Raw genomic sequence first — 16,208 nt, forward strand, 5'->3', positions numbered from 1 at the left:
CATGCGCAACGGCTTGCTCCAATGGATAACCGTGCTGTTAGCCACAACCCTAATCATGGGTTGTGGCTTTCAGTTACGTGATCAGTATCAATTGCCGCCGAGTTTGCAACAAGTGTACTTACAAGCACCTAAGTTCAGTGAATTTGCTAATGTGTTTGAACAGCGCTTAAACTTAGCCGGGGTTGAACTCGTAGATGCCGATCCTGGCTTGGTGATTGCCATCAACCGCGATGAATTAAGTCGCCGTACCCTATCCCTATCGGGCTCTGGCCAAGTAGCGGAATACGAGTTGATCTATAGCGTGGACTACAGCATCAACGAAGCCAATAAAGATCCGGTCGACCTACGAATTGAGGTCTATCGTGATTATCAAGACGACCCTAACTTTGCACTAGCCAAGACCCGTGAACGCGAACTGCTGGTGGCAGAAATGCGTGAAGAAGCAGCCCGCCGCATGCTCCGGCAGATTCTTGCCCAGTTAGCGGAGTAATCATGCAGCTTTATAGCAGCCAACTCACCCAGCATTTACAACAACATGGGCTAGCGCCTATCGTTTGTGTGTTTGGTGATGCGCCGCTATTAGTGGATGAAAGCGTCCAGCAATTACGCCGTTTTGCGCGCCAGCAAGGCATTGATGAGCGCCAACGGTTGCTCCAAGATGCTCAGCTTGATTGGAGCATCTTGCATACCGCCAGTGCTAATTTAAGCCTGTTTTCGAGTCAGCGTTTACTTGAACTAGAATTACCCGAGGGTAAACCAGGGCGCGAGGGTGGCGAAGCCTTGCGCAGCTATGCCGAGCAGCCCAGCCAAGACCAAATTTTGGTCATTATTGGCCCTAAACTCAAACAAGAACAACAAAAAGCCAAGTGGTTTCAGCAACTCAGCAAAGTCGCCACTATGGTCAGCGCTAACAATCCTGAGCGCCAGCAGCTGCCACGCTTTATTCAGCAACGGGCGCAACGCTATCAGTTACAACTAGACCCCTCGGCCGTGCAATTACTGGCAGATTGGTACGAAGGTAACCTGTTAGCACTGGATCAAGAATTACAAAAACTAGCCTTAAGCGAGTTACCTCCCCCAGTAACCGCAGCCCTGATTACCTCGCATAGTGAAGATCAAAGCCGTTTCAATGTGTTTGCGTTACAAGAAGCTATTTTGGCGGCGGATCTCGACCAAGCGTTGCACAAGTTGCAACGCCTGTTTGAAGGGGATGTTGAGCCGGCTATTTTAAATTGGGCCCTGCAACGCGAATGGACCCTAGTATTCAGTCTGCAGCAGGCTCTGGCAGCGGGACAAAGTTTTAGTGCGGCGGCCAAGCAACAACGTCTGTGGCGCTCACAAGAACCAGCTTATCGCCAGTTTGTGCAGCGTATGGATGCCTCCGCCATGCAAGTCGCGGGACAATTGTTAAGCCGCTTAGAATACGCTTTTAAAGGTGATTCAGGTGACCACTATCCCACCTTGGTCACGCAGCTGGTAGCCCTGTATTGTCGCCCGCAACAGTTGCAGCAGCTCCCGTTATGATTCGTGCTATTCTTGGCGGTACTTTTGACCCTATTCATTGGGGCCACTTGCGGCCGGCGCAACAAGTGCAACAGCTACTGCAGGCGCAACTGCATTTAATGCCCAGTGCGCAACCACCCCATCGCGATTATCCCGGCGCTACCGCCACCCAGCGCTTAACCATGGCGCAACTCGCAGCCACGGCCCTAGACCATTGCGTTGCCGAAGACTGGGAGCTCAACCAAGCTCGGCCAAGTTATACCGCGCAAACTCTTGCCGAACTGAAGCAACGCTGGCCACAGGACGCGTTGGTGTTCTTATGCGGCGCTGATGCCTTTGCATCACTGCATCGTTGGCATCAATGGCAGCATCTCTTTGATCATGCAAATTGGGTCGTCATGCAACGCCCCCATAGCCAGGTCACGTTCAACGCCACCGTTACCAAGGTGCTCGCTGAACGCCAAATCACTCAGCTGGACCAGTTCATACAACAACCCCAGGGGGCGATTTATCTGGCCCCAACCACGGCTGTTGATATCTCTGCAACCGCCATTCGAACAGCTATCCAGCAACAACAAGCATGGCAACATTGGGTGCCGGCAAGTGTTGCTCACTACATCGAACAACAGCAGCTTTATCGTTAGCTGCTTTTTTGTGTTGCTTCATGCTAAACTAGCGCATCTTTTTTTGACATGTTAAACCTTGGCCGCCGTCATTCTTGAACGCGCCAAAAACTGGAGTAAGACCCTTTTGCAAGCTGAACAATTACGCGACTTTGTCGTAGCTAAAATTGATGATATGAAAGGCCGCGACGTTAAAGTATTAGACGTACACGAGCAAACCGATGTTGCTGAATATATGGTGATATGTTCAGGTAGCTCAAAAACCCACGTGCGCAGTATTGCGAACTATGTGGCCGCCGAAGCGAAACACCACGGCGTGGCGCCGTTAGGCGTTGAGGGTCATGAGCATTCTGAATGGGTGCTAGTAGACCTAGGTGACGTAGTCGTACACGTGATGCAAGAAGCCATCCGTGATTTCTACGAACTTGAAAAACTTTGGAGCCGCAAGTAATGCGGATTCAGCTGATAGCTGTTGGGCAAAAAATGCCTGATTGGATCAGCACTGGCTATCACACCTATGCCAAACGTTTTCCAGCCGACTGCCAATTACAATTGGTTGAGATTGCGGCTGGTAAACGTGGTAAGAATGCCGATATTGCCCGTATTCTTAAGCAAGAAGGCGAAGCTATGCTGGCGGCCGTTGGTAAAGGTGATCGGATTGTTACCTTAGAGGTGACCGGTAAACCTTGGACAACCCCCCAGTTAGCTGGACGCTTAGAGCACTGGCTGATGGACGGGCGTGACATTAGCTTACTCGTGGGCGGCCCCGAAGGGTTAGCCCCTGAGTGTGTTGCCGCAGCCGATGAACGCTGGTCGTTATCGGCCCTCACCTTACCGCATCCACTGGTACGGGTGATTGTCGCCGAAGCCTTGTATCGCGCTTGGAGTGTCACCAACAACCACCCCTACCACCGTGAGTAAGCATGAAGCACAAACGCATTACCATCCGAGACAATTACGCTGAAGCTGCGCTATTTGCCCGGCGCGTTTTTGTTAGTTTGCTGGTGGTCGTGGTCACCTTTGGGGTGCTATTGCTCAACATGTATCATTTACAAGTGGTTGAGCATCAACAGTTTCAAACCCGCTCAAACGATAACCGCATTAAAGTAGTCCCACTAGCCCCTAATCGTGGCATTATTTACGACCGTGATGGCCGCATACTAGCCGAAAACCGCCCGGTTCTGAGTCTAGAAATCACTCCTGAACAAGTCGAAGACTTGGATGCAACCCTAGCCAGATTACAACAGTTGCTTGAGTTTGATGCTAGCGTGATTGAGGATTTTCATGAGACCAGGCGGCGCGAACGACGTTTTAATCAGGTGATTTTATTAGACCGTTTAACCGAGCAACAAGCAGCTCGAGTAGCGGTACGTCAACATGACTTCCCGGGGGTAAGTATTGAGGCACGATTAGTGCGGCATTATCCCTACGGCGAGGCCATCACCCATGCACTGGGCTATGTCGCTAAAATTAACCGTACGGATCTTAATAAACTGACCGAACAAGGTTTAGCTGCCAATTATGCAGCCACTCGAGTGATTGGCAAACTCGGTGTTGAACGTTTTTATGAAGAGCAACTGCATGGCAGTATTGGCTATCAACAAGTTGAAGTTGACATTCGTGGACGTAACATTCGCACGCTATCCGTTCAACCGCCGGTACCGGGCCAAGATTTACACTTAGAACTGGATGCTGAACTGCAACAATTTGCCTACGATCTTCTCGGCCAAGATCGTGGCTCTATCATTCTCATGGACCCGCGCGATGGGGCCATATTAGCTATGGTGAGTAAGCCGAGCTATGATCCCAACTGGTTTGCTCAGGGCATCAGCTACGCTCAATATCAAAGCTTACTTAACTCGACCCACTCGCCGCTCCTTAATCGTAGTACCCAAGGTGGCTATCCGCCAGCATCCACCATTAAAGCACATTTAGCCATCACCGCGTTAGAGCAGGATATCATCACGCCAAACAGCCGTATTTGGGACCCAGGTTGGTTCATGATTGAGGGGGTTGATCACCGCTATCGAGATTGGCTAGCGTGGGGACATGGCTGGGTTAACGTCACCGATGCCATAGTCGAAAGTTGTGATACCTTTTATTACGACATTGCCTTGAAAATGGGCATCAATGTCATTCATGATGATATGGTTCGCTATGGTTTTGGCGAGCGTACTGGCATCGATATCGCCGAAGAATCAGCCGCTGTAATGCCGTCGCCAGGCTGGAAACGCGCGCGTTTTAACCAGCCTTGGTATGCTGGCGAAACGGTATCGATTGGCATCGGTCAAAGTTTCTGGACCACCACCCCGATGCAACTCGCCGTAGCCACATCAGTGCTGGCGAACCGCGGGGAGCGCCCGGTCCCACGTCTTTTAGAAAGTATCGCTGAAGGCCCGGTGCGGATTCCCGCAGTGGTGGAACAACGTGAGCCGGTGGTATTGAAACATGCCAACAACTGGGAAGTCGCCCACCAAGCGCTCACCAAAGTGATCACCTCGCCCAAAGGTACCGCACGGCGGGCGTTTCAAGGGGCCAGTTACACCTCAGCCGGTAAAACCGGAACCGCGCAAGTACGCAGTATCGGCCAAGACGAAGAATATAACGCTGAAGAAATTGCTGAAAAATACCGTGATAATGCGATGTACGTGGGTTACGCACCCGCTGAAAACCCGGAAGTTGTGGTGGTTATTGCCGTCGAAAACGCCGGCGGCGGTAGTAGTATTGCGGCGCCCATGGCGCGCCAATTACTCGATGCCTACTTTGCTGATCCGGCCCCGACGGGTGGCTTAGAGTCTGTGTTAGCGATTTTAGAGGAGCCAGCCGATGCAAACTAGCCAAGAACGCCAACGTCATAAATGGCTCAGTAGATTTCATATTGATGGCCCGCTCTTTTTAGCGCTGCTGGTACTAGCCCTGCTTAGTCTCGTCACGGTTTATTCAGCCAGTGGCCAAGACCTCGCCATGACCGAACGCCAAGTGGTGCGTATTGGCTTGGCCTTTGTGGCCATGTTGGTGGTAGCACAAGTTCCCTTAAGTCTAGTTGAGCGCTGGTCACTTCCGATATTTGCCGTCGGCATCGTGTTGCTGTTAGGGGTGTTGCTCTTTGGTGAATCCAGTAAAGGGGCGCAACGTTGGCTAAATCTTGGTGCGGCAACTATTCAGCCGTCGGAGATCATGAAATTAGCGGTGCCGATGGCCGTGGCTTGGTTCATAGCGCAACAAGGCCTACCGCCCACCAAAACGCGATTAGCCGGGGCCTTTTTGCTGTTGCTCATCCCTACTCTGATGATTGCCAAACAGCCTGATTTAGGTACCTCATTACTGATTGCTAGCGCCGGCATCTTTGTGCTGTTTTTAGCCGGTATGAGTTGGCGTCTCATTACCCTCTTTGGAGTTGCCATAGGCGCTTTTATCCCGGTGCTTTGGTTCTTTCTGATGCACGGCTATCAGCGGCAGCGCGTGTTAACCTTCCTTGACCCTGAGCGCGACCCCTTAGGATCAGGTTATCAAATCATTCAATCGAAAATCGCGATCGGTTCTGGCGGTATTGAAGGCAAAGGCTGGTTACAGGGCACCCAGTCGCAGCTGGAGTTTCTCCCTGAGCGCCACACGGATTTCATCTTCTCGGTATTTAGCGAAGAGTTTGGCTTAATTGGCGTGATTGGCTTATTTTTGCTTTATGGTTTCATTATTTTTCGTGGCATGATTCTGGCCATGCGGGCGCAAAAGGTGTATCACAAATTGTTAGCTGGCAGCTTAACTCTTACCTTTTTTGTTTATGTTTTGGTAAATATTGGCATGGTCTCAGGACTCTTACCCGTGGTTGGTGTACCCTTGCCGCTGGTAAGTTATGGTGGCACATCTATGGTGACATTAATGACAGGATTTGGTTTACTGATGGCTATCGCTACGCATAAACGTTTGGTTATGCACGATTAGCGCCATCAGCACAATAATAACAAGCGGTAAGGAATAACCATGCGCAACTACGTTCGTCTGCTCAACCAGCTTAGTACCAAGCTCCTAATCACCGCGAGCTTAGCTATGGTCCTCAGCCAGCCTGCTAGTGCCAAAGTCGAGCCAGCAGATGCTGCTACCGTAGCGCAATTGCAGCAAGAATTTATTGAAACCATGGTCAACGAGCATGGTTTTAGTACCAGCCAAGTGCAACAACTGTTGCAGCAAGCCAGTTTCAATCAAGACGTATTTGACGCCATTCAGCGCCCGTGGGAAGCCAAGCCTTGGCATCAATACTATCCCATTTTTTTGACCGAAAGACGCCTGCAAGCCGGCCTTAAGTTTTGGCAAACTCATCAACAAACGCTCGCCAAAGCCGAACAAGAGTATGGCGTACCGGCTGAAATTATTGTCGCAATCATTGGCGTAGAAACCTTTTACGGCGAATACCTAGGTAACTATTCGGTATTAGATTCACTCTTTACCTTAGGCTTTCACTATCCGCCTCGAGCTAAATTCTTCCGCTCTGAGCTCGCCCAATTTATGCTGTTGGCCAACGAAGAAGGTTTACCTGCTACTGAGCTGAAGGGCTCCTACGCCGGAGCCATGGGCTATAGCCAATTCATCTCCTCTTCTTATCGCCATTACGCCGTAGATTTCGATGCCGATGGCGTACGTGACTTACTAGGTAATCCGGTCGATGCAATTGGCAGTGTCGCTCATTATTTTGCCCGCCACGGTTGGCAGGCCGATGCTCCCGTTGCGCAGCTGCTAGCGCCGAGCGATTCCGTAGCTAACCTCGTAGAAAAAGGCTTGAAGCCAAGTGCAACGGTGGCCGAACTCACTGAACGAGGCCTTAGCCTTACCAGCACCGTCAACGCTGATCAGAAAGCCAAAGTGTTTGCGTTTGAGTTAGCTGAGGGCCATGAGTATTGGCTAGGGTTCAATAACTTTTATGTGATTACCCGCTACAATCACAGCCCGCTGTACGCCATGGCTGTGTATCAATTTAGCCAACAGTTGCGGCAAGCGAGGTAGCACCATGCTAAGGCCACTGAATCTAGGCTGCTTAGCCCTACTCAGTTTACTGCTAGCAGCATGCTCTAGTGCGCCCGAAGCTCCCTCTCGCTATAGCCAAAAGCATGACTCTATCCCCGCACGACTACCTAGTGCCGATGAACTGATAGAGCCCGAGCCCTCATTTGAGCCTTACAGCCGGCAAGGCAATCGAACTTATCAACTGTTCGGGCGTACTTGGCATATTTTAGATAATGTCGAGGGTTACACCCAAGAAGGAACCGCCTCGTGGTATGGCGAGAAATTTCATGGTCATTTAACCTCAAATGGCGAAACCTACGACATGTATGCCATGAGTGCCGCCCACAAAACCCTGCCATTACCCTCCTATGTGAAAGTAACTAATTTAAATAATCAGCAATCGGTGGTGGTGCGAGTTAACGACCGAGGGCCTTTTCACGGCAATAGAATCATCGATTTATCCTACGTTGCCGCCTATAAAATAGGTATGCTTAAAACCGGAACGGCGCCGGTTCGGATTGAAGTACTGCAACCGCCGGAGCCGAATACGGCAATCGCTGTGACCACCCCCATCGCACCTACCTCAGTGCCACAGTTTTATATTCAAGTGCATGCTGGGGCAGATCCTCAGCGGTTAGCCCTTGAAGCTGAAAGACTTCAACAAATCTACGCTGTCCCTGCAACTACTCAACCGAATAATGGTCTATACAAAGTCATGTTAGGTCCGTTTGCCGAACCACAGACCAATGAATTGTTAGAACAACTTCGGCAAGCTGGTTATCCCGACGCGTTTCGGGTAGCCGTGCCCTAAAGCCTGCGTTTTCTGGTAGAACGTGGTACTATTCGAACCCTTTTTAGAACTAGTAACATAGAGAATCATCCTTATGCCCAATGTGTTTCGTCACTTTGTTCGCAGCTTAACCATTGTTGCTGCCGCCTCCGTAACCATAGCTCATGCTGCTATCGTTCCGCCAGCGCCCTCCATTAATGCCAAAGGGTACATTTTGATGGATTACACCACGGGCCATGTCATTGTCGGTGGTAATGAAGATGAGCAATTAGCGCCGGCTAGTTTAACCAAAATGATGACCAGCTATATTATTGGCCGTGAACTGCAAGCCGGCCGCATCAATAATGACGACATGGTCACCATCAGTGAGAACGCTTGGGCCAAGAACTTTCCTGAATCATCCAAGATGTTCATTGAAGTCGGTAAACAAGTATCGGTTGCTGAACTCAACAAAGGCATCGTGATTTCTTCAGGTAATGATGCTTGTGTCGCTATGGCTGAGCACATTGCCGGCAGTGAAGACGCCTTTGCTGATCTGATGAATACCTATGCCGCAGAGCTGCAATTAAGTAACTCTAACTTCGCCAACAGCCACGGTTTACCAGACCCAGACCAATACACCTCGCCGCGTGACATGGCTGTTTTAGGCCGTGCATTAATTCGCGATGTGCCGGAAGAATATTCGTTGTATGCCGAAAAATCTTTTACCTACAACAACATCAAACAGTACAACCGTAACTCGCTGTTGTGGGATCGCAGCATGAATGTCGATGGGATTAAAACCGGCCACACCGAAGAAGCCGGTTATAGCCTAGTCTCGTCAGCCACCGAAGGTGACACCCGCCTCATTGCTGTGGTGATGGGTACGGACAGCGAGCAAGCACGTAAAGTAGAAAGTAAAAAATTATTGAACTACGGCTTTCGTTATTACGAAACCGTCACTGCCTACAGCGCTGGCGAGAGCTTTGTCGATCACCGTATTTGGGGTGGTGAACAAGATACCGTGCAGCTTGGAGTCACTGAAGATGTGGTGATTACTTTACCTAAGGGCCAACGCGGCAACCTGAAAGCAAACTTTGAGTTAACGCAAAACTTGCAAGCGCCTATCGCTAAGGGCACTCAAGTAGGCACTGTGTATTTGCAACTGGACGGCGAAGATATTGCCAGCTACCCACTTGTTACCCTTCATAGTGTTGAACAAGGCGGTTGGTTTAAACGTTTAAGTGACTGGGCTAAGCAATCTTTTAGCGAAGAATAACCCAGCCTTGATGTTAGTTCCAGCAAGGCCGTTGAGTCAGCGGCCTTGCTCTCTCCCCCACAACCACAACCACAACCACGATCACAACCTCTGCCTAGTGCAAACGCGCAAAGCACATTCAAATTCCAACCTTGCCCTAAAATAATGATATAATCGGCCGCAACAGTTACGACACCTTGTTATCGTTATTTTTGCCCTCATCATGCAGTGGTATAAAGCAATGGTGTTAGTTAAGCCATTCATTTGGGAGTAAAGCATGCAAAAAACACGCTTTGATGAGTTGGTTGAGTTTCCTTGTCACTTCACCTTTAAAGTGATGGGCTTGGCGGTTCCACAGTTAGCAGATTTAGTTGTCGCCGTTGCTCAGCAACATGCGCCGGGCGATTATAACCCGACCCTAAAGCCTAGCAGTAAAGGAACCTACCACTCAGTATCTATTCAAATTAAAGTAGAAAGCCAACAACACATAGAAACCCTCTATCGTGAGCTGGCGGCAATCGAAGAAGTGAAATATGTGCTCTAAGTTGGCCACTAAAGAGATCACTCAACAACTGCTGATTAGACAGCTTGGCAGGCAGCCCTACCAGCCGGTATGGCAGGCCATGCAAGACTTTACCGATAAGCGCGATGAGCAAACCCGTGACGAACTTTGGGTACTTGAACATGAGCCGGTGTTCACCCAAGGCCAAGCCGGTAAAGCAGAACATATTTTGGCTCCGGGCGATATTCCAGTGGTCCAAGTAGACCGCGGTGGTCAAGTCACCTACCATGGTCCCGGTCAACTGGTGGTGTATTTTTTACTGGATATTAGGCGCCGCAAAGTAGGCGTGCGCCAACTAGTCAATACCATTGAAGACACCATAGTGGCGCTGATGGCCAATTATGGCGTGGTTGCTGCCGCCAAAGCCGATGCCCCTGGCGTTTATGTGCAAGGCGATAAACTTTGCTCGCTAGGGTTGCGTATTAGAAAAGGCTGTTCGTTTCATGGTCTGGCACTGAACGTGGATATGGATTTAAGCCCGTTCGCAAGAATCAATCCTTGCGGGTATGCCGGCATGCAAATGGTACAAACAAAATCACTGAATGGGCCGCAGGATGTCACTGATGCGGCCACGCAGGTAACCCAAATCTTCGCTGAATTGATGGGTTATCAAGAAATCACCGAAACAACAGGATTCGCATAGGCTATGTCAAAACCGGTAAGAATTGAACCTGGCGTGAAACTTCGTGATGCCGATAAAATGGCATTGATCCCCGTTAAAATCATGCCTACTGAGCGTGAGCAGATGCTGCGCAAGCCCGCGTGGCTAAAAGTGAAGCTACCTAGCTCTACTCAGCGTATTGACGAAATTAAGCAAGCCATGCGTAAGCATGGGCTGCACTCTGTCTGTGAAGAAGCCTCCTGCCCTAACTTGGCAGAATGCTTCAACCACGGTACCGCAACCTTCATGATTCTGGGTGCCATTTGTACCCGCCGTTGTCCGTTTTGTGACGTTGCGCACGGTCGTCCGCTGCCCGTTGACCCTGAAGAAGCCGTCAAATTAGGTGCTACTATTCGTGACATGAAAGTTAAGTATGTGGTGGTTACTTCCGTTGACCGCGATGATTTACGTGACGGTGGTGCACAACATTTTGCGGACTGTATTCGTGAAATCCGAGCGCAAAGCCCCGGCATTCAGGTAGAAGTGTTAGTGCCTGATTTTCGTGGGCGGATGCAAGTCGCGTTAGATATCCTAACCGATGAGGCTCCGGATGTGTTCAACCACAATCTTGAAACCGTGCCACGCATGTACAAAGCCGCGCGGCCTGGAGCGAATTACCAGTGGTCGTTAGACCTGCTCAAAAATTACAAAGTAGCTCGACCTGATGTCCGTACTAAGTCTGGTCTTATGGTTGGCTTAGGCGAAACCAATGAAGAGATTCTAGAGGTGATGCGTGATTTGCGTGCGCACGATGTTGATATGCTCACCATTGGTCAATATCTACAGCCGAGTCGTCATCATTTGCCCGTCACTCGTTATGTGACGCCAGATGAGTTTGATATGTTCCGCGCTGAGGGCGAGAAGATGGGCTTTACCCATATAGCCTCGGGCCCCTTAGTTCGCTCGTCGTATCATGCCGATATGCAAGCTGCCGGTAAGGAAGTGAAATGAGTATTCTGATCTGGTGTTTATTGATTGCTGGGTTGCTACCGATTGCGGCCAAAGCACCTGTGGTGTATTTCCAGAATCGCGATGCTGGTTACGATAACCGTCATCCGCGAGCTCAGCAACAACGCTTAACAGGTGCTGGTGCTCGTGCTGTGGCGGGTCATTACAATGCGTACGAGGCGTTTCCACTGTATGCCACCGCTATCCTTGCCGTATTAGCCACCAATAGCGTTTCTGATACCAACATTACGTTAGCAGTAAGTTATCTTGGTTTACGCATTGCGTATCATGTTTTGTATTTAGCTAATTACGACAAACTACGCAGCTTGGTCTGGTTTTTCGCAATCGCCTGCCCAGTGATTATGCTGGCACAAACGGCGTTGGCAGTGGCTGCCGCTTAGCACTGTAAGGCTATCATTGGGAGGAGTTTACCTAATCGTGACTCCTCTTAATGAGCATACTGTTGCTGAATAAGTTCTAGATACAGCGATGGCCAACGCGCACTATCGAAATATTGCATCGCCGTGATCTCAGCTAGTGGTCGCCAAGCAAAATAGTCGCTGTTTTGACACGTATCTACCGCATGTAAACCAATCTGCTCGGGCGCACTCCCTAATTCCCACAACGGCTCTCCTTGGCTATTGGTTAGTGAGGTAGGCTGCGCTAGCAAGCGCCAATCCTCTACCGCAGTTCGCCATGGCAAGGTTTGCCACAGCTGTTGCAGTTGCTCAGCACTGAGTTGGCGACTGTCAGTCACCACAATATTTAAACTAGGATGCTGGTAATCACCGCGACAAAAAGCAGCAGCTAAAGGCGCGCTCATCGCGTATTCATCAGCTAGCCCCAACCAATGCCCAAGTTCGTGAGCTAAGAGCTCCACCGGCGCAGCTAAACTAAGTACCATGCTAAAATCTTGTCGCTGCTGCGATGCCGAAGCTATGCCAAACTGCTCTACCAGTAACACTCGATACCGCGCCTGAGTAGGATCAGCGTGGTGGTTGCCGCCACCTAACGGACCTTGGAGATGACATTGTAGGCGACCGCGCGCAGTTACCTGCTGGCATTCGTTGACAGCTTTCGGATAAGGTTGCAACTGCCAACAAAAGCCTAATTGGCGCATCGGCTCCGCCAGTGGCTGTTGCTGCCACTGATGTAATAACTGGTACGCTTTGAGTTCACCACTGCCCTCAGGCACTTGCAACTGAATGGGATAACGGCAAGCAGTAGCCGATGGTGACTGCATGACATGCATGGGTGATTGAGGAGAAAATTCAACACGTGTAGGTCGTACAGGGACGGCTATTAGCCACCCATTAGGCGGCATGGCTAATAGATCAAGCAAGGTCGCTAACTGCGCGGTACTCACTGCCTTCGGATACTTGCCCTCGCTGCCCTCGCTGCGATGGGAGAGCGGATTGGCGAGTACTTGCTGACAACTCACCAGCGCTATCAACAGGATCCCTAACTGCACCATCCGTTGCAAGCGATTGCTCCAGTATGGCGGTTTGCGCGGTCGATCACTCTTGCGCATCAAGCTTAGTTGAATCCGCTTGCTGCTCCAGTGCTTGCTGACTGCGTTGCAGCTCAATCCCAGCATAACGGTGTTCTAAAAAACGGTACACATTGGTTGTGAGCGCTAGTCGAAAATACACCGCTGCAGCTTGGTTGTTGCCTTCCAATTGCTTCAGCTTACCCAAATAAAAGTAACTCTCACACATGCGCTCTGCTAGGGTTTCATCTTCGCCTAAGTGTTTAGGAGCATAGTCATTTAAAAAGCTTTGCTCATCCACCACACCCAACAACAGATCATTCAGCACCCAGCCCCAAGCGCCATTGGCGTACTTGATTCGGCGTTCGGCTAGATTGCGACGGGCCGCCTCGGCATCTGTTTCTACTTCAGCTAAATACAGCCACAGCACCCGATACGGGTCGTCGGGTTGGCTTTCAAAATAGCGTTGATAATCTTTGCTGGCGAGGTCAATCCGGCCATCATAATAGGCTGTCATACCGCGATTAAGCAAGGCATAGGGGTGCTCAGGCTCAAGCTCTAAGGCCGAGTCGAACATCTCATAAGCATAATTGTACTGTTCAATTTCAGTGTACTGGATACCCAGAAAATTATAGGCATCGGCTAAACGTGGATCGCGCTCTAAAGCACGATTTAAATCAATACGAGCTAACCCACTCAAACCGAGCGCATCATAGAGACTGCCGCGTCGATACAGCAATTGCGCCATACTGGCATCATCCAATTGATTCTGGTGATTAGCGAGGTCTGTGAGTTTGGCGATTTCAATTTGATAACGCATGTCTGGCGCTTGCGGCGTTACTACAAATAAATTCATGACGGCCGATTCAGAGGGATCGGGCAATTGGGCACAAGCACCCAGCAACAGCACCGAAGCCAGCACCGCGATACGACTTTTCATAAAGGACAACCTTTCGTTATGTTTCAACTCATCATACCTTAGTTGCAACAAAAATAAAGTTCTGAACAGGTGCTTGAGCAAGCTGATGAGGATTAACAAGGTAACACGGGGGGAGCTGAAAACAGCTGATGAATTCACACCAAGGCTTTGGGTTTAACCAAAACCTTGGCATGAATGCTTTGCTCACCGCAGGTCAGATAACCAACCGGGTTTGCGGGTAGGACTTATTTTTGCTTATTCGCTATCGCTGCTGTCAGTGCTAGCTGGAGCTGCTGCTTCAGCTTTATCAGCGGCGTCTTTCATGCTCAAACGAACACGACCTTGACGGTCAATTTCAAGCACTTTAACTGGCACTAGATCACCAACTTTCAGGTATTCGTTTACATCGTTCACACGCTCTTCAGCGATTTGTGAGATGTGCACTAAACCATCTTTACCTGGCAAAATAGTAACGAATGCACCGAAGTCTACAATACGCGCCACTTTACCTTGGTAAATGCGACCAACTTCTACTTCTGCAGTTAGCTCTTCAATGCGAGCGATAGCTGCATCGGCTGATTCTTGGTCAGTTGCAGCGATACGCACAGTACCATCATCATTGATTTCGATATTGGTGTTGGTGCTTTCAGTTAACTCACGAATAACTGCGCCACCTTTACCAATCACATCACGGATCTTATCAGGATTGATCTTGATGGTGGTGTAACGCGGAGCGTAGTTTGATAACTCAGTACGAGCACCGGCTAACGCCTGATCCATCACTTGCAAGATGTGCAAACGAGCTGCTTTAGCTTGAGCTAAGGCAATTTCCATGATTTCACGGGTGATACCGTCAATCTTGATGTCCATTTGTAAGGCGGTTACGCCGTCAACGCTACCGGCAACTTTAAAGTCCATGTCGCCCAAGTGGTCTTCATCACCTAAGATATCAGACAAGACCACAAATTTGTCACCTTCTTTCACCAAGCCCATGGCGATACCAGCGACTGATGACTTGATTGGTACGCCTGCATCCATCAATGCTAATGATGCACCACATACTGATGCCATTGAGCTTGAACCGTTTGATTCAGTGATCTCAGATACCACGCGGATGGTGTACGGGAATTCGTCTTGTGACGGCATCACCGCTTGTACACCGCGCTTAGCTAAACGGCCGTGGCCGATTTCGCGACGCTTAGGTGAACCTACCATGCCGGTCTCACCCACACAGTATGGAGGGAAGTTATAATGCAACATAAAGCGATTGTCGCTGCGACCAGTAAGGTCGTCGATCATTTGTGCATCGCGCTCTGTACCTAAGGTTGCAGTAACCAAGGCTTGCGTTTCACCACGGGTGAATACCGCTGAACCGTGCGTGCGTGGTAACACGCCAGTAGCCATATGCAGGGCGCGCACCATATCTGGTTCACGACCATCAATACGCTTCTCGCCGGCAATAATACGGCTACGTACCACGTCACTTTCTAGTGAATGGAACAAATCGCCGATTTCTTTGGCATCTAAAGTTTCATCTTCTGCCAGTAACTGCTCAGTAACTTGGGCTTTCAATGCCGCTACTTGCTCATAACGTGCCGCTTTTTCAGTGATACGGTACGCATCGCCAATACCTTGCTCTGCTAATGCTTTGATTTTGTTCAGTAACTCAACATTTTTCGCAGGAGCTTGCCAATCCCAAGCTTCTTTACCTGCTTCAGCAGCAAATTCATTGATGGCGTTAATGACAGTTTGCATCTGCTCATGGCCATAGACCACCGCGCCTAACATGGCATCTTCTGACAATAGTTGCGCTTCTGACTCAACCATCAATACCGCACCAGCAGTACCAGCAACCACTAAATCTAGCTTAGAAGTTGTCAACTCTTCCATGGTTGGGTTTAACACGTACTCATCATTGATAACGCCCACACGTGCTGCACCAATTGGGCCAGCAAAAGGCACGCCAGAAATAGCTAAAGCCGCTGAAGTACCGATCAAAGCAACGATATCTGGAGAAATTTGTGGGTTAACTGATACCACAGTCGCGATCACTTGCACTTCGTTATTAAACCCTTCAGGGAATAATGGACGAATCGGACGGTCGATTAAGCGCGAGGTTAAGGTTTCGTTTTCTGATGGACGCCCTTCACGTTTGAAGAAACCACCAGGGATTTTACCGGCAGCGTAAGTACGTTCTTGATAATTTACAGTTAATGGAAAGAAATCTTGGCCTTCTTTGGCATCTTTCTTAGCCACCACGGTCACCAACACGGTGGTGTCATCCATGCTTGCCAATACGGCTGCAGTTGCTTGGCGCGCCATTGCACCAGTTTCTAATGTGACAGTATGCTGACCATACTGGAATTTCTTAGTAATAGGATTCACGTTATTTTTCCTTTGTCTTTCTCTTTTAAATTCTTAAGCGCTATTAGTTACTAGATATTAGACACTAACTCAACCCAGTGTTCTTGCTCTAAT

At 49.6% G+C, this 16,208-nt stretch carries 17 protein-coding genes; 14 read left to right on the top strand and 3 right to left on the bottom strand.

From position 1 onward, the window contains the following. Window position 1 precedes the first annotated feature (1 nt). From lptE to KGF88_RS06905, 14 genes are all read left to right on the top strand, one after another. Window positions 2–490 (top strand): LPS assembly lipoprotein LptE, encoded by a 489-nt coding sequence (gene lptE, locus KGF88_RS06840; RefSeq protein WP_153825764.1) that lies wholly within the window; start codon window positions 2–4, stop codon window positions 488–490. Window positions 491–492: 2 nt separating this feature from the next. Further along, window positions 493–1,524, top strand: coding sequence for a DNA polymerase III subunit delta (gene holA / locus KGF88_RS06845; protein WP_153825765.1), 1,032 nt, complete (start codon window positions 493–495; stop codon window positions 1,522–1,524). Continuing rightward, entirely contained in the window at window positions 1,521–2,147 is a 627-nt protein-coding gene (nadD, locus tag KGF88_RS06850; protein ID WP_153825766.1) for a nicotinate-nucleotide adenylyltransferase, read from the top strand. The genes holA and nadD overlap by 4 nt, the downstream gene beginning before the upstream one ends. 106 nt (window positions 2,148–2,253) lie before the next feature. Beyond that, entirely contained in the window at window positions 2,254–2,577 is a 324-nt protein-coding gene (rsfS, locus tag KGF88_RS06855; protein ID WP_110074775.1) for a ribosome silencing factor, read from the top strand. Then, entirely contained in the window at window positions 2,577–3,047 is a 471-nt protein-coding gene (gene rlmH / locus KGF88_RS06860) for a 23S rRNA (pseudouridine(1915)-N(3))-methyltransferase RlmH (protein WP_153825767.1), read from the top strand. Before rsfS ends, rlmH begins: the two co-directional genes overlap by 1 nt. Window positions 3,048–3,049: 2 nt before the next feature. Beyond that, on the top strand, window positions 3,050–4,963 hold the full coding sequence (gene mrdA / locus KGF88_RS06865; protein ID WP_153825768.1) for a penicillin-binding protein 2: 1,914 nt from the start codon (window positions 3,050–3,052) through the stop codon (window positions 4,961–4,963). Further along, window positions 4,953–6,068: a rod shape-determining protein RodA gene (gene rodA, locus KGF88_RS06870; RefSeq protein ID WP_153825769.1), complete on the top strand. Its 1,116-nt coding sequence runs from the start codon at window positions 4,953–4,955 to the stop codon at window positions 6,066–6,068. The genes mrdA and rodA overlap by 11 nt, the downstream gene beginning before the upstream one ends. Window positions 6,069–6,107: 39 nt before the next feature. Next, window positions 6,108–7,124 (top strand): lytic murein transglycosylase B, encoded by a 1,017-nt coding sequence (mltB, locus tag KGF88_RS06875; protein WP_153825770.1) that lies wholly within the window; start codon window positions 6,108–6,110, stop codon window positions 7,122–7,124. A 4-nt stretch (window positions 7,125–7,128) separates the two neighbouring features. Further along, window positions 7,129–7,935 (top strand): septal ring lytic transglycosylase RlpA family protein, encoded by an 807-nt coding sequence (locus KGF88_RS06880; protein ID WP_153825771.1) that lies wholly within the window; start codon window positions 7,129–7,131, stop codon window positions 7,933–7,935. A gap of 73 nt (window positions 7,936–8,008) precedes the next feature. Beyond that, the gene (locus KGF88_RS06885; RefSeq protein ID WP_110074781.1) at window positions 8,009–9,172 is read left to right on the top strand and encodes a D-alanyl-D-alanine carboxypeptidase family protein; all 1,164 of its coding nucleotides are present in this window, start codon (window positions 8,009–8,011) and stop codon (window positions 9,170–9,172) included. A gap of 256 nt (window positions 9,173–9,428) precedes the next feature. Next, window positions 9,429–9,695 carry a DUF493 family protein YbeD gene (ybeD, locus tag KGF88_RS06890; protein ID WP_153825772.1) on the top strand — a complete coding sequence of 89 codons (267 nt, stop codon included), beginning with the start codon at window positions 9,429–9,431 and terminating at the stop codon, window positions 9,693–9,695. Continuing rightward, window positions 9,685–10,356: a lipoyl(octanoyl) transferase LipB gene (lipB, locus tag KGF88_RS06895; protein ID WP_153825773.1), complete on the top strand. Its 672-nt coding sequence runs from the start codon at window positions 9,685–9,687 to the stop codon at window positions 10,354–10,356. Before ybeD ends, lipB begins: the two co-directional genes overlap by 11 nt. A 3-nt stretch (window positions 10,357–10,359) precedes the next feature. Then, entirely contained in the window at window positions 10,360–11,325 is a 966-nt protein-coding gene (lipA, locus tag KGF88_RS06900) for a lipoyl synthase (protein WP_153825774.1), read from the top strand. After that, window positions 11,322–11,723 (top strand): MAPEG family protein, encoded by a 402-nt coding sequence (locus KGF88_RS06905; protein ID WP_153825775.1) that lies wholly within the window; start codon window positions 11,322–11,324, stop codon window positions 11,721–11,723. The genes lipA and KGF88_RS06905 overlap by 4 nt, the downstream gene beginning before the upstream one ends. Window positions 11,724–11,770: 47 nt before the next feature. Here the strand turns inward: KGF88_RS06905 and KGF88_RS06910 are convergent, their stop codons facing one another. The 3 genes from KGF88_RS06910 to pnp all read right to left on the bottom strand — a co-directional run bounded on the left by KGF88_RS06910 (window position 11,771) and on the right by pnp (window position 16,115). Further along, complete coding sequence (locus KGF88_RS06910; RefSeq protein ID WP_153825776.1) at window positions 11,771–12,853, bottom strand: hypothetical protein; 1,083 nt, start codon at window positions 12,851–12,853, stop codon at window positions 11,771–11,773. Next, window positions 12,840–13,751 (bottom strand): lipoprotein NlpI, encoded by a 912-nt coding sequence (gene nlpI / locus KGF88_RS06915; RefSeq protein ID WP_153825777.1) that lies wholly within the window; start codon window positions 13,749–13,751, stop codon window positions 12,840–12,842. Before nlpI ends, KGF88_RS06910 begins: the two co-directional genes overlap by 14 nt. 234 nt (window positions 13,752–13,985) lie before the next feature. Next, window positions 13,986–16,115 (bottom strand): polyribonucleotide nucleotidyltransferase, encoded by a 2,130-nt coding sequence (gene pnp / locus KGF88_RS06920; protein ID WP_110074788.1) that lies wholly within the window; start codon window positions 16,113–16,115, stop codon window positions 13,986–13,988. Between the last annotated feature and the right edge of the window lie 93 nt (window positions 16,116–16,208).

The sequence above is a fragment of the Idiomarina loihiensis genome, from assembly GCF_024584785.1.
Lineage (GTDB): Bacteria > Pseudomonadota > Gammaproteobacteria > Enterobacterales > Alteromonadaceae > Pseudidiomarina > Pseudidiomarina fusca.